Here is a 15324-nt window from a genome sequence, read left to right on the forward strand (position 1 = left end):
AAGCAGACTGGTCGGCCGTGCCCAGTTCAATCGGAGCGGACATTCAGGCATGGACCGTACGATACGCCACAGGCGTCATGCCGGTAGCTTGTCTGAAGGCCCGGATGAGGCTCGCCTCGCTGGCGAAGCCAAGTTCATCGACAATGCGTTTGAGCGGCTGTTGGGTTTCACATAGCGCTTCGGCCACTTGGCGCAGTTTGATGCGTCGCATCCACTGAGCTGCAGCCAGACCCGTGTGCTCATGCACTCGCCGAGCCAATGTTCGTGGAGAGATATGCAATTGGGCAGCAAGCGCCGGCAAGCGCAACTCGCCTGCGGGGCTGCGTTGCACAATCATCTGCGCATGACGTAGAGACTCATCAGTCAGAGTAATGAGTTCCAGTCTGGCAAATGCGGCATGCAACACTGCCGGGCGTGGCAGCATTAGTAGATTTTGTAGATCGCGAAGCTCAGTGGGGTCTAGCCTCTTGGTCAACATGTGCTGCACGAGTGGCAGATATCCGTGAGCGCCGGCAGCCGTCCACGAGCCTTCGCCGATGATCATTGGCTCATCAAAGCTCCATTCAACGCGTGGAAAGCTGGTTTGCAATGACTCCCGCAGCCACCACGTTGCCGTTGCACGTTGCCCATGCAATCTCCCGCTCGCAGCAACTGGCAGAACTCCTGCGCAATAGCTCCACACCTTGGTTTCCTTGGGTAATTCCCGCAATGCTCGGATCACCGGAGCCAGTTTCTGCAATGGGGCTCGCAGGTCACTTGCAGACGATAGCCACAGACCTGGTACCACCACTGCGTCCGCGCGCACGGTATGTAGGCAGGTCTTCGGAGCTATCGATGGCCCTTGCCAGGTTGTGACTGGCGTTGTATCTACTCCTGCCCAGATCACGTCGCACACCATCCGCCTGGCGCGCAGGTTGGCGGCTCGCACCATGTCCGCTACAGAAAATAGGCCGGCCGGCATGCATTCGGGATACAGCAACAATGCGAGGCGGAATGGTTCCATTCGAAATGTGGAGTCTGGCATGAATTGGTAATTAACTGACTAGTCTTGCCATTTTCCATGGAGAGGCATATCGGAAGAATGAGGCATTTCCTCCACCTCCAAGTCCTTCATGCAGATCACCCAGCTACGCAATGCCACTATCGTTCTAGAGTTTGAGGCCCAAGGCAGGGCCATTGGTCTGCTTGTCGACCCAATGCTCGCCCCTCGCGGAAGTCTGCCTGGGTTGCGTTATCTGGGACGCGGGCGCCAGCGCAATCCAATCGTCGAACTTCCTGAGAATTCAGAGGCCGTGCTTGAACGAGTTACGCATGCGCTTATTACCCATTGCCAGCGCGGACACTTCGATCACCTGGATCGCATCGGTAAGCGCTTTCTACGTGAGAGAAGGGTCCCTGTGTTCTGCATGCCGCGTGACGCGGAGTACCTATGCCAGCGGGGCCTCAATGCAGAGTCGTTGAGCGCTCAGGAGCGTCAGTTGTGGAGTCTCGGTGGCCACATTACTCCAATCCTCTGTGTACATGGGAAAGGGTGGGTCGGGCGATTCATGGAGCATGGTCACGGCTACCTGCTGGAATTGCCTGGCGAACCCAGTGTCTATGTGGCCGGCGACACTTTGCTGACTCCAGCAGTACGTGACTGCCTGCATAGGCTGAGACCCGATATCGCCATCCTGCCTGCAGGCGGAGCACGCTTCGATCTGGGAGGAGAAATCCTTATGGATGCCAAAGATGTAATGGACGCTGCGAGTTGCTGGCCTGGCGAGCTAGTGGTGAATCATCTTGAAGCTCTGGATCATTGTCCAGTTACGCGAGAGGAAGTGCGAGCTCTCGCTCAAGATGGGGGTGTCGCTGATCGAGTATGGGTGCCTGAAGATGGGCAGTGTCGGCGCTACAAAGTCAGTCTTGCCGCCATCGGCTAGCAAGGGCATCTCCTGAGAGTGGGTGTCACGCGCGTGTGACGTGAGAAGTTCGATGTATGGCCGCTCGGAACCTTGCAGGACAGACCGTCTCCAGGGCCATAGAGCAGGCTTCGGGTACACCCGCTTCCTGGAAGTCCGACACGCAGCTTTCATGAAGAATCGCTGTTCAAACTCCGCAATGGAGCGGTGCGTGCAATATTGCTGATTTGCTCAAAATCCAATTCATCCAGCGCATGCCTGAGCGCACTGACCAGGCCTTGGTAGTCTGTGCCGTTGTCCATGGCATCAATCCATGCATGCAAATCGCTCCAGTTCCCCCGCCTTGCAAGCTGCTCCAATTCGTACTTCTGCTCCTCTTGAAGAGCCTCCAGTTTCTGCATGGTCTTGTGCCCACTGTGTTCATCAGATGTGGGCAGAGGCATCAAAGCTTGGAAGACAGGACTATCCGATACCTGTTTGACCATTAGAAAAAAAACTGCATTGGTACCGCGCCCTAGATGGCTATCAATAGATAGATGGCCGGTCATCTTCTCAATGATGCGTTGTGCGATCAGTAGCCCCAGTCCTCGTTTTGCATGAGTGCGACTGGCCGTCAGCGATTTTTGAATTCTGGCGAGTACTTCCGGCTCCATGCCGGAACCACTGTCGCTAACCTCAAAGCGAAGATGCCATTTGTCTCGGCCAACGTACTTACCTTGCAGCTTCAGGTCAATGCTTCCGTCGAATGTAAATTTCGCGGCGTTGGACAAGAGATTGAGTACAGCCTGTTGCAGGCGCTTGCCGTCCAAGTAGACATGTACGGGCAGCATGCTCTGTATTTTCAGTGAGAACTTATTGCGTTGACGATGGGCCAGCGCATGGGCGTACTTGGTGAGTTCATCCAGCAGAGAGCTTAGATCTACCAACCGCTCATTCAATGCCAAAGGAGGCTGCAACTCATCTTTGGCATAGTCCACCAGTTCGTCGATCAATGCCAATTGATAAGTAGCGCTTCTTTCAACTGCGGCCAGTTTATCTATGTCAACTTTGTTCGGGGACAGGTGCATCAGTTGTAGATAGGCAATGATCGCGGAGACTGGCGCTCGCAAATCATGACTGACATAGGCGAGTAGCTCTTTTTGCTCCAACGAACGTTGCTCAGCTTGTTCTAGAGCCTCTTTAAGAGCGCGAGTTTTGTACTTGACCTCATGTTCAAGGCGTTCTTGCTGCTGGCTTTGCCATTGGAGCAAGGTGCGCTGTGCCTGGTGACGTTGGTGGGAATGCTGATAGGCCCAGCTGGTGATGACGAACAGACCGACCGTCAAGGCGGGCAGTACAAGCGCATATTGCTCGAAGAGCTGAACCAGCGCGATGTTTGGTATCAAGAGAGCAACGGCGCGCAGCAATGCACAACATGCCAAGACAGATACGAGCAGCAAAGCTGTCACGCTGCCAGGCCCTCCACTACGATGATAGATGTATGTGCAAGCCAGAATTGCTAGCAGACTCAGTGGGGCAACGATGATGCCAGTAGGGGCAAACCAGTCATAAGGTCCAAATAAAGCGCCGATGAGAACAATGCTTTCTAAGAGGGCAACGACCTTGAGCAGAATTACTCCTGCCGAGGGTAGATAGTTCTGGGTTTTTTCTAATCGCGCACGCAGATATAGCAATATGCTCAGCACGATGCCTGCAACCAAAACGTGATGAGCTCGGTAGCCCCATTCTGTACTGCTGGGCCAAAGTATTATTTGCGCATAGCCACGATAGGTAGCTTCATAAAGTGCAGTCAGCAACAGCCCCAGTGTTTGCCATCCCATCAAGGGAGATCGCAGAATTCTCCAGAGAGCCGCAGAATAGACTGCGAACACCAGTATGCAGCCAATCAGAAGTCCGCTGAACAACGCATAGTCACGCTCCACCCTGTGCCATTGATCTACTGTATGCAGCGTGACTTTCAACGTACTTGATGCGTGACTATTGACGTGAACAAGTACACGTACCTTCTCTCCTGGCGCGAGATTTATGGCGATCTGAGGTACTCGATTGAGCGACTCGTTAGGGTCACTGATTCCTGTCAAGGTTCGACTTGCACGAACTTGACCTTCCTGCATGCGTACAACATAAAAAGTCACGTGTTGCAGCCAACTCACCCCCAAAGCCAGTTGCACTGATTGAGGGGTATTTAGATCGTTGTGCAGTGCCAGCCTGAGCCACAGATGTGTCATATCGAATCGCCCTTCAAGCGCCTTGGCTGTAACGGTATGGAATCCGTCAATCTCATTGCTAGGAAGGGCTGCCACCTGTAGTGGTGTTTCGTTTGCCATACCGCGCTCCCAGACCTCGACCGTGTTGTCCAGGACCTGGAGGCCGAGAGCTACATCGCTGATCTGAATTCGAGGGGGCGCAGACGCTTCAAGTGCGCTTGCATTGATTGTCCAACATAGGAATATGCTGCAGAGCAGACGAACATAGCTCGATGTGCATTGCCTCATGGTTTTGGACTCATGTATGAGCGCCGAAAAGATGACGGGGTACACCCAAAATAGGAATGAAAGGCTGACGAGAAATTAGCAGCGCTGGAGAATCCTACCGCTGCCGCAACTTCCTCTATATGCATGGCGGAGCTAGCAAGCATGCGTTGAGCTTCGTGAAGGCGAGTCTCCCGGATGAACTTGTAAACCGTGCTCCCCGTGTGAACCTGGAAGACGCGTGTTAGACGCTTTTCATTGGTGCCTAATTTGGCAGCTAATTCAGGCAGAGTAGGAACCTTGGACAAATCGGAAAGCACCAACTGCTGGGCTGCTCGCAGCAACGTCAAATTGTGATTAGTGCTCAGTGTTTCCGTTACTCGCCCAATAGCAGGGACTGACGGTGGCGGCTCTGGTGAAGCGCGAACGTCCTGGTATGGAATTCCTTGGCGTTTCGCCAAAGCCAAGTGGATTTCCACACGCGCTAAAACTTCATTGATGTCGAACGGCTTTGGAATGTAGTCCACAGCACCTAACTGCAACCCCATCAGACGCTCTTTTGGGGAGGCACAAGAAGTCACAAAGATAACGGGAATGCCGGCTGTGGATGGATCTGCCTTCAATAGCCTGCAGGCGGCAAATCCATCTACGCTGCCCATATTTACGTCCAATAGGATTAGTTCGAATTGCTGAGTAGTGGCACGGCGATAGCCCTGCATGGCATCCATTGCGACGGAAAGACGATAGCCATTACTTCGAAGCAGTTCCAGCAGGATTTTCAGTTCAGTCACGTTGTCGTCGATGACGAGGATTCGTTCACTCGAAGGGCCTGCAGGTGACCAGTAAGACACGGCAACAATCCGAAGTTAGATGGTTATTTCGAAAAACTATGGATTGTGAAGATGATTTTTAACGACGTGTTACGTTTTGGGGCTGAGGCTGACGTAGATGCGCTGAATCTGACGTTTGTTTACAAGTTTTTCTGAAATTCAAAAGCAAATTCCTGTTTTTAAACATAGGTGTGATGGGGCGAATGTCTGCCGAGAGCGAAATTGACATTTGTTTTGAATCGTTGTCTGGTAGGCAGATGGAATGTTCGCTTTTTCAAAAGCGCTCCAGATCGCTAACTCCTAGCATTCGCGAGCATTTGGCATTGAGCACCCCAAGGTAGAGGGTTCAGAACTTTGCCAAGGTTAGGAATCAAGGAGAAGTTCATGGAAGCCGTATACAAGTCTGGTGGAAAAGTCGCCTCTACAGAGCAAGGCCTGGTTTTAGATAAGCCTTCTGCAGTCATCCTCAAAGTTGCACCCGAACAGATCGCCAAATCGACTCGTGTCGGTAATGACCTGGTACTGACTTTGGTCGATGGAAAACAAATCCATGTGAGCGGTTTTTTCGCGGTATATCCAGAGGAAGGGCGCAACGATCTGGTCTTGGAAGATCAGCAAGGCGTGCTTTGGTGGGGCCAATATGGTGGTGCCTGGGAAGGCTTCGAGTTCACTGAGATCGAATCGAATGAGTCTGTTGCTGCGTGGCTGCCTTGGCTTGTGGGGTTGGGTCTGGGGGGGCTGGCTGTGTCGAGTGGTGGGAGCGGTGGAAGTGGCAAGAATGCCAACAACCCTCCAGAGCCTGTCGATCCCAATGAAGGGCTGAGCCCTGGTGCCCTGGGTCACGTGCCTGGGCAGGAATTCAACAATGGCGGCTACAAAGTCACTGTGCGTGAAGACCAGCCTTTCAATGGAAAGGTTGTGGGCAAGGACTCAGATGGCGATTCGTTGACCTACGGATTGGGCACACCACCCGCTCATGGCACGGTGACCATCGACAAGGACACCGGCGAATACACCTACACGCCCAACAAGGACTGGAGCGGTCCGGGCACGGACCGCTTTGAAGTGATCGTGGACGACGGCAAGGGCGGCAAGACCACCACCACGGTGACGGTCAATGTGGGAGCGGAGCAGGATGCGTTCGACGACATCGAGGGCACCGGCTTTGGGAAGCCCGTCACCATCGACGTGCTGGCCAACGACGAGTTCGCAGGCGATAACGTCAGGATCACGCAGGTCGATGGCAAGGCCATCACCGAAGGCGGTGCTGCGGTGGCCCTGACCGATGGTAGCGGCAGAGTCAAGCTGGTGGGCGGCAAGCTGGAGTTCACGCCCAAGGCCGGCTTTGTGGGTGATGCCCACTTCGAATACACGGCGCAGACCGATGGCGGAACGCCCGAGACGGCCAATGTCACCGTGACCGTGGCAGCCAACCAGCTGCCTGAGCCGACCGACCCCAACATTGATCCGAACAACCCTGAGTTCCCTGGCCAGACGTTTACGCCAGGCCCCAATGGCGGCTACAAGATCACGGTGGACGAAGATCAGCCGTTCAACGGCAAGATCACCGGCACGGACAAGGACGGCGATGCGCTGGAGTACACCCAGGGCACGGGCCCCAGCCACGGCACGGTGACCATCGACAAGGACACTGGCGAGTACACCTACACACCGGATCCGGACTACAACGGCCCTGATGAATTCACGGTGATCGTGGACGATGGCAAGGGTGGCAAGACCACTACCACCGTGACGGTTGAGTTCCAGTCTGAAGTGGACGTGACCGCCGATACAGCGACGACCGGCTACGAGAAGTCCGTCACTATCAACGTGCTGGCCAACGACGAGTTCGAAGGTGCCAACCCAACCATCACCAAGGTAGACAACAAGGCCATTGTCGAAGGTGGAACCGTGACCGTGGCCAACGGCGAGGTCAGGCTGGTGGGCGGTAAGCTGGTGTTTACGCCAGCGGACGGCTTCCATGGCAACGCGGAGTTCAGCTACACGGCCAAGACCGACAAGGGCTCGGAAGAGACAGCCAATGTCACGGTGACCGTGGCGGCCAACCAGCTGCCCGAGCCGACCGACCCCAACGAAGGCCTGGACCCCAGCGACCCGGACTACATCCCCGGCCAGACGTTCACGCCTGGCGGCGGCTACACCGTCACCGTGGGTGAAGACCAGCCGTTCAACGGCAAGATCACCGGCACGGACAAGGACGGCGATGCGCTGGAGTACACCCAGGGCACAGGCCCCAGCCACGGCACGGTGACCATCGACAAGGACACCGGCGAGTACACCTACACACCGGATCCGGACTACAACGGCCCTGATGAATTCACGGTGATCGTGGACGATGGCAAGGGTGGCAAGACCACTACCACCGTGACGGTCGAGTTCCAGTCTGAAGTGGACGTGACCGCCGATACAGCGACGACCGGCTACGAGAAGTCCGTCACTATCAACGTGCTGGCCAACGACGAGTTCGAAGGTGCCAACCCTACCATCACCAAGGTAGACAACAAGGCCATTGTCGAAGGTGGAGCCGTGACCGTGGCCAACGGCGAGGTCAGGCTGGTGGGCGGTAAGCTGGTGTTTACGCCAGCGGACGGCTTCCATGGCAACGCGGAGTTCAGCTACACGGCCAAGACCGACAAGGGCTCGGAAGAGACAGCCAATGTCACGGTGACCGTGGCGGCCAACCAGCTGCCCGAGCCGACCGACCCCAACGAAGGCCTGGACCCCAGCGACCCGGACTACATCCCCGGCCAGACGTTCACGCCTGGCCCCGGCGGCGGCTACATCGTCACCGTGGGTGAAGACCAGCCCTTCAACGGCAAGGTCACCGGCACGGACAAGGACGGCGATACGCTGACCTACGAGCTGGGCGATCCGCCCGCTCACGGCACCGTGACCGTCACACCGGATGGCAAGTACACCTACACGCCCCACAAGGACTGGAGCGGCCCGGGCACGGACCGCTTTGAAGTGATCGTGGACGACGGCAAGGGTGGCAAGACCACCACCACGGTGACGGTCAACGTCACGCCCGAGCAGGACGTGAGTGATGACACGGCCAGTACCGGCTACGAGAAGTCCGTCACCATCGACGTGCTGGCCAACGACGAGTTCGAAGGCGATAACGTCAGGATCACGCAGGTCGATGGCAAGGCCATCACCGAAGGCGGCGCTGCGGTGGCCCTGAGCGACGGCAGCGGCAGCGTCAAGCTGGTGGGCGGCCAGCTGGAGTTCACGCCCAAGGCCGGCTTTGTGGGTGACGCCCACTTCGAATACACGGCGCAGACCGATGGCGGAACGCCCGAGACGGCCAATGTCGCCGTGACCGTGGCAGCCAACCAGCTGCCCGAGCCGACCGACCCCAACATTGATCCGAACAACCCTGAGTTCCCTGGCCAGACGTTTACGCCAGGCCCCAATGGCGGCTACAAGATCACGGTGGACGAAGATCAGCCCTTCAACGGCAAGGTCACCGGCACGGACAAGGACGGCGATGCGCTGGAGTACACCCAGGGCACAGGCCCCAGCCACGGCACGGTGACCATCGACAAGGACACCGGCGAGTACACCTACACACCGGATCCGGACTACAACGGCCCTGATGAATTCACGGTGATCGTGGACGATGGCAAGGGTGGCAAGACCACTACCACCGTGACGGTCGAGTTCCAGTCTGAAGTGGACGTGACCGCCGATACAGCGACGACCGGCTACGAGAAGTCCGTCACTATCAACGTGCTGGCCAACGACGAGTTCGAAGGTGCCAACCCAACCATCACCAAGGTAGACAACAAGGCCATTGTCGAAGGTGGAACCGTGACCGTGGCCAACGGCGAGGTCAGGCTGGTGGGCGGTAAGCTGGTGTTTACGCCAGCGGACGGCTTCCATGGCAACGCGGAGTTCAGCTACACGGCCAAGACCGACAAGGGCTCGGAAGAGACGGCCAATGTCGCCGTGACCGTGGCAGCCAACCAGCTGCCCGAGCCGACCGACCCCAACATTGATCCGAACAACCCTGAGTTCCCTGGCCAGACGTTTACGCCAGGCCCCAATGGCGGCTACAAGATCACGGTGGACGAAGATCAGCCCTTCAACGGCAAGGTCACCGGCACGGACAAGGACGGCGATACGCTGGAGTACACCCAGGGCACGGGCCCCAGCCACGGCACGGTGACCATCGACAAGGACACTGGCGAGTACACCTACACACCGGATCCGGACTACAACGGCCCTGATGAATTCACGGTGATCGTGGACGATGGCAAGGGTGGCAAGACCACTACCACCGTGACGGTCGAGTTCCAGTCTGAAGTGGACGTGACCGCCGATACAGCGACGACCGGCTACGAGAAGTCCGTCACTATCAACGTGCTGGCCAACGACGAGTTCGAAGGTGCCAACCCAACCATCACCAAGGTAGACAACAAGGCCATTGTCGAAGGTGGAACCGTGACCGTGGCCAACGGCGAGGTCAGGCTGGTGGGCGGTAAGCTGGTGTTTACGCCAGCGGACGGCTTCCATGGCAACGCGGAGTTCAGCTACACGGCCAAGACCGACAAGGGCTCGGAAGAGACAGCCAATGTCACGGTGACCGTGGCGGCCAACCAGCTGCCCGAGCCGACCGACCCCAACATTGATCCGAACAACCCTGAGTTCCCTGGCCAGACGTTTACGCCAGGCCCCGATGGCGGCTACAAGATCACGGTGGACGAAGATCAGCCCTTCAACGGCAAGATCACCGGCACGGACAAGGACGGCGATACGCTGGAGTACACCCAGGGCACAGGCCCCAGCCACGGCACGGTGACCATCGACAAGGACACTGGCGAGTACACCTACACACCGGATCCGGACTACAACGGCCCTGATGAATTCACGGTGATCGTGGACGATGGCAAGGGTGGCAAGACCACTACCACCGTGACGGTCGAGTTCCAGTCTGAAGTGGACGTGACCGCCGATACAGCGACGACCGGCTACGAGAAGTCCGTCACTATCAACGTGCTGGCCAACGACGAGTTCGAAGGTGCCAACGTCACGATCACGCAGGTTGATGGCAAGGCCATCACCGAAGGCGGTGCTGCGGTGGCTCTGACCGATGGCAGCGGCAGCGTCAAGCTGGTGAGTGGCAAGCTGGAATTCACGCCCAAGGCCGGCTTTGTGGGTGATGCCCACTTCGAATACACGGCACAGACCGATGGCGGCACGCCCGAGCAGGCGGGCGTCACCGTGACCGTGGCGGCCAACCAGCTGCCCGAGCCGACCGACCCCAACGAAGGCCTGGACCCCAGCGACCCGGACTACATCCCCGGCCAGACGTTCACGCCTGGCCCCGGCGGCGGCTACACCGTCACCGTGGGTGAAGACCAGCCCTTCAACGGCAAGGTCACCGGCACGGACAAGGACGGCGATACGCTGACCTACGAGCTGGGCGATCCGCCCGCTCACGGCACCGTGACCGTCACACCGGATGGCAAGTACACCTACACGCCCCACAAGGACTGGAGCGGCCCGGGCACGGACCGCTTTGAAGTGATCGTGGACGACGGCAAGGGTGGCAAGACCACCACCACGGTGACGGTCAACGTCACGCCCGAGCAGGACGTGAGTGATGACACGGCCAGTACCGGCTACGAGAAGTCCGTCACTATCAACGTGCTGGCCAACGACGAGTTCGAAGGTGCCAACCCTACCATCACCAAGGTAGACAACAAGGCCATTGTCGAAGGTGGAGCCGTGACCGTGGCCAACGGCGAGGTCAGGCTGGTGGGCGGTAAGCTGGTGTTTACGCCAGCGGACGGCTTCCATGGCAACGCGGAGTTCAGCTACACGGCCAAGACCGACAAGGGCTCGGAAGAGACAGCCAATGTCACGGTGACCGTGGCGGCCAACCAGCTGCCGGAGCCGACCGACCCCAACATTGATCCGAACAACCCTGAGTTCCCTGGCCAGACGTTTACGCCAGGCCCCAATGGCGGCTACAAGATCACGGTGGACGAAGATCAGCCCTTCAACGGCAAGATCACCGGCACGGACAAGGACGGCGATACGCTGGAGTACACCCAGGGCACTGGCCCCAGCCACGGCACGGTGACCATCGACAAGGACACTGGCGAGTACACCTACACACCGGATCCGGACTACAACGGCCCTGATGAATTCACGGTGATCGTGGACGATGGCAAGGGTGGCAAGACCACTACCACCGTGACGGTCGAGTTCACGCCCGAGCAGGACGTGACCGACGACACTGCGACGACCGGCTACGACAAGCCCGTCACCATCGACGTGCTGGGCAACGACGACTTCGAAGGCGCCAACGTCACGATCACGCAGGTTGATGGCAAGGCCATCACCGAAGGCGGTGCTGCGGTGGCTCTGACCGATGGCAGCGGCAGCGTCAAGCTGGTGGGCGGCCAACTGGAGTTCACGCCCAAGGCCGGCTTTGTGGGGGACGCCCACTTCGAATACACGGCACAGACCGATGGCGGCACGCCCGAGCAGGCGGGCGTCACGGTGACCGTGGCGGCCAATCAGCTGCCCGAGCCGACCGACCCCAACGAAGGCCTGGACCCCAGCGATCCGGACTACATCCCCGGCCAGAGCTTCACGCCTGGCCCCGGCGGCGGCTACACCGTCACCGTGGGTGAAGACCAGCCCTTCAACGGCAAGATCACCGGCACGGACAAGGACGGCGATACGCTGGAGTACACCAAGGGCACAGGCCCCAGCCACGGCACGGTGACCATCGACAAGGACACTGGCGAGTACACCTACACACCTGATCCGGACTACAACGGCCCTGATGAATTCACGGTGATCGTGGACGACGGCAAGGGCGGCAAGACCACTACCACCGTGACGGTCGAGTTCACGCCCGAGCAGGACGTGACCGACGACACTGCGACGACCGGCTACGACAAGCCCGTCACCATCGACGTGCTGGGCAACGACGAGTTCGAAGGCGCCAACGTCACGATCACGCAGGTCGATGGCAAGGCCATCACCGAAGGCGGTGCTGCGGTGGCTCTGACCGACGGCAGCGGTAGCGTCAAGCTGGTGGGCGGCCAACTGGAGTTCACGCCCAAGGCCGGCTTTGTGGGGGACGCCCACTTCGAATACACGGCACAGACCGATGGCGGCACGCCCGAGCAGGCGGGCGTCACCGTGACCGTGGCGGCCAACCAGCTGCCCGAGCCGACCGACCCCAACGAAGGCCTGGACCCCAGCGACCCGGACTACATCCCCGGCCAGACGTTCACGCCTGGCCCCGGCGGCGGCTACACCGTCACCGTGGGTGAAGACCAGCCCTTCAACGGCAAGGTCACCGGCACGGACAAGGACGGCGATACGCTGACCTACGAGCTGGGCGATCCGCCCGCTCACGGCACCGTGACCGTCACACCGGATGGCAAGTACACCTACACGCCCCACAAGGACTGGAGCGGCCCGGGCACGGACCGCTTTGAAGTGATCGTGGACGACGGCAAGGGCGGCAAGACCACCACCACGGTGAAGGTCAACGTCACGCCCGAGCAGGACGTGAGCGATGACACGGCCAGTACCGGCTACGAGAAGTCCGTCACCATCGACGTGCTGGCCAACGACGAGTTCGAAGGCGATAACGTCAGGATCACGCAGGTCGATGGCAAGGCCATCACCGAAGGCGGTGCTGCGGTGGCCCTGAGCGACGGCAGCGGTAGCGTCAAGCTGGTGGGCGGCCAACTGGAGTTCACGCCCAAGGCCGGCTTTGTGGGTGACGCCCACTTCGAATACACGGCACAGACCGATGGCGGCACGCCCGAGCAGGCGGGCGTCACCGTGACTGTGAGCAAGCCACCGGTGTTTGTCGATCCAGGCGACCCGGGCGAACCGCCGGTGACGGATTACACCTTCAGCTACGACGAGAACAGCCCCGTAGGTATGGTGCTGGGCCAGGTGAAGGCCATCGATACTGACAGCATATCGTTGACTTACAGCATTGACCCGGCCAGCGACCCTAATGGCTGGTATGCGATCGACCCACTGACTGGAGAGATCACGCTGACAGCGGCTGGAGCGGCTTCGGATGCCAACGACTTTGAAAAGGGTAGTAATAGCCAGCAGATCAAGGTGGTGGCGACCGATACCGAAGGTGGCAAGACCGAGGTCACAGTCACGCTTCAGGAAAAGGATCTGAACGACACCGCCCCTGTAGTGGAGATAGCTCCTGAAGACAAGGTACTGCACGTTGCGGAAGAAGCACTGCCCGGCGGCATCAAGGATGACCTGAGCAGCACGACCACAGCCACGGGCAAGATTACCTTTACCGATGCGGACAAGACGCCTGGCATCAATACCTTCTCGGTGGAGATGGAGGGCCCTGTGGACGGTAGCGTCAAGTCGGGCGGCGTTGATGTGACCTGGCACTGGGATGCCAGCACCAGCACGCTGACCGGCATGGCCGGTGCCAAGGAGGTCATGACCGTCAAGGTCGGTGCCCTGAGCGAGGTTGGTGGTAAGTACGAGGCAAGCTATACGGTCACCCTCAAGGGCCCTCTGGATCATGCAGCCAGCAGTGGTGAAAATACGCTGGACCTGGCCTTCAAGGCCATCGTTCACGATGGCGAGCACGACAGCGAAATCGGGTTTGCCGTGGAGGTCAAGGACGATGTGCCGACGCTCAGCGATGATGCCGAGCTGGCGATCAATCTGTCCAAGCTGCAGACCAATCTGATGATTGTGCTGGACCTGTCGGGCAGCATGAACTTCGTGGGTGGCGGCAATCAACAGTTTCCTAATGACCCGAACAACCGCCTGAATCTGGCCAAGAAGGCGCTGGAGGATCTGATCAACAAGTACGATGAGTATGGCGATGTGGCGGTCAAGCTGGTGACTTTTGGGGATGTTGCACGCACGAAGGCCTACGTCACTTGGATGAGTGCTTTGGATGCCATCGCGACTATCAAGGCTCTGACGGCTAATGGAGGCACATCCTATAAAGACGCTCTCGACAAGGTAATGGGCACTGGTGGCTTTACTGACGATAGCGGCAAGCTGACCGGGGAGGGGGTGCAGAATGTCTCGTACTTCGTCACCGATGGAGTACCTGCCCAGGGCCCGGTGTCTGAAACACAGCAGGCAACTTGGGAGGCCTTTGTGAAGGAGCACCACATCAACTCCGTGGGCGTGGGCTTTGGCGGTATTTTGGAAAAAGACATTCCCAATATCGACCCGATTGCCTATAACGGCGCTGAAGGAAAGGAGAGTACCGTCGTCGTGGCTGCCTCGGCGGAGGAGCTGAATTCCACGCTGCAGAACCTGATCCAGCTGCCCAGGCAGGAGGGCTCACTGCGCGGTGAACTCGACAGCACCGTCGAAGGATTTGGTGCGGACGGCGGCTTTGTCAATGTGCTCAATGTCGATGGCAAAACCTACACCTATCTTCCCGGACAGGATTTGCAGGTCACGGGCGGCGCCGTGGAGGGGGTGGACTACACCTATGACGCAGTCAAGCACATCATCACCGTCAAGACAGCCGCAGGTGGCTCGTTGACCGTGGAGTTCGATACGGCCAAGTTCATCTATGAGGGCAAGGCGCTGAGTTCCTATTGGGACAAGTTCGGATACACCATCCAGGACATGGATGGGGATACCGCATCGACCGTCAAGGATGTGAAGGTGGTCTATGACGGTGTGGATCCTGGGCCCAAGCCTACGCCGTTTGCGTCGCCGATGATGGCCATGAGCCTGGATCTGGAGCATCTTGATGCCCTGCATACGGATGCGGACGAGCCTGCCGCGCTGCCTGCGCTGCAGGATGTGCTGCAGTCCCGGAGCGAGGCGGGCGAGGCTGCCGGCAACATCGCCGGCCTGGGCTCGGCGGATACGCCTGCTGCACCCACAGCGCCTGCCATCGCGCCGCAGGACCTGGCCTTGTATATGCCAGCTCCGCTGCCCGAAGAGGAGCTGCAGCAGCCGGTGCACGTTTGATATTTCATCAAACCTGATAGCTGCTAGCGTCTGAGGTACGTCGTTTCAAGTATGAGCGATTCTTGAAACGACGTACTAACAGCGCAGCAAGCTATATAAATAATAGCAATCAGAGAACAAACAATCCGTGTC

Annotated in this window: 5 protein-coding genes; 2 read left to right on the forward strand and 3 right to left on the reverse strand. The window is 58.5% G+C overall.

Annotated elements, in window-relative coordinates; translation table 11 throughout:
- Nucleotides 1-43: 43 nt before the first annotated feature.
- Complete coding sequence (locus NOX35_RS08980; protein WP_256496382.1) at nt 44-739, reverse strand: helix-turn-helix domain-containing protein; 696 nt, start codon at nt 737-739, stop codon at nt 44-46.
- A 373-nt stretch (nt 740-1112) separates the two neighbouring features.
- On the opposite strand from NOX35_RS08980, the gene NOX35_RS08985 reads away from it, so the two are divergent.
- Entirely contained in the window at nt 1113-1922 is an 810-nt protein-coding gene (locus tag NOX35_RS08985) for an MBL fold metallo-hydrolase (RefSeq protein ID WP_256496383.1), read from the forward strand.
- 149 nt (nt 1923-2071) lie between these two features.
- Here NOX35_RS08985 and NOX35_RS08990 read toward each other — a convergent pair whose 3' ends face one another.
- The gene (locus NOX35_RS08990) at nt 2072-4228 is read right to left on the reverse strand and encodes a sensor histidine kinase (RefSeq protein ID WP_256496384.1); all 2157 of its coding nucleotides are present in this window, start codon (nt 4226-4228) and stop codon (nt 2072-2074) included.
- 164 nt (nt 4229-4392) lie between these two features.
- A complete protein-coding gene (locus NOX35_RS08995; RefSeq protein ID WP_256496385.1) occupies nt 4393-5223 on the reverse strand; it encodes a helix-turn-helix domain-containing protein in 831 nt (276 codons plus the stop codon).
- Nucleotides 5224-5586: 363 nt separating this feature from the next.
- Here NOX35_RS08995 and NOX35_RS09000 point away from each other — a divergent pair, with 363 nt between their 5' ends.
- Entirely contained in the window at nt 5587-15192 is a 9606-nt protein-coding gene (locus NOX35_RS09000; RefSeq protein WP_256496386.1) for an Ig-like domain-containing protein, read from the forward strand.
- Nucleotides 15193-15324: the final 132 nt, after the last annotated feature.

It is taken from the genome of Comamonas sp. C11 (assembly GCF_024496285.1).
Taxonomy (GTDB): domain Bacteria; phylum Pseudomonadota; class Gammaproteobacteria; order Burkholderiales; family Burkholderiaceae_C; genus Comamonas; species Comamonas testosteroni_F.

Bases quoted from the DNA above. Each gene is read 5' to 3' on its own strand.
- NOX35_RS09000 (WP_256496386.1), top strand. From the start codon at position 5,587: ATGGAAGCCGTATACAAGTCTGGTGGAAAAGTCGCCTCTACAGAGCAA.
- NOX35_RS08990 (WP_256496384.1), bottom strand. From the start codon at position 4,228: ATGGCAAACGAAACACCACTACAGGTGGCAGCCCTTCCTAGCAATGAG.
- NOX35_RS08985 (WP_256496383.1), top strand. From the start codon at position 1,113: ATGCAGATCACCCAGCTACGCAATGCCACTATCGTTCTAGAGTTTGAG.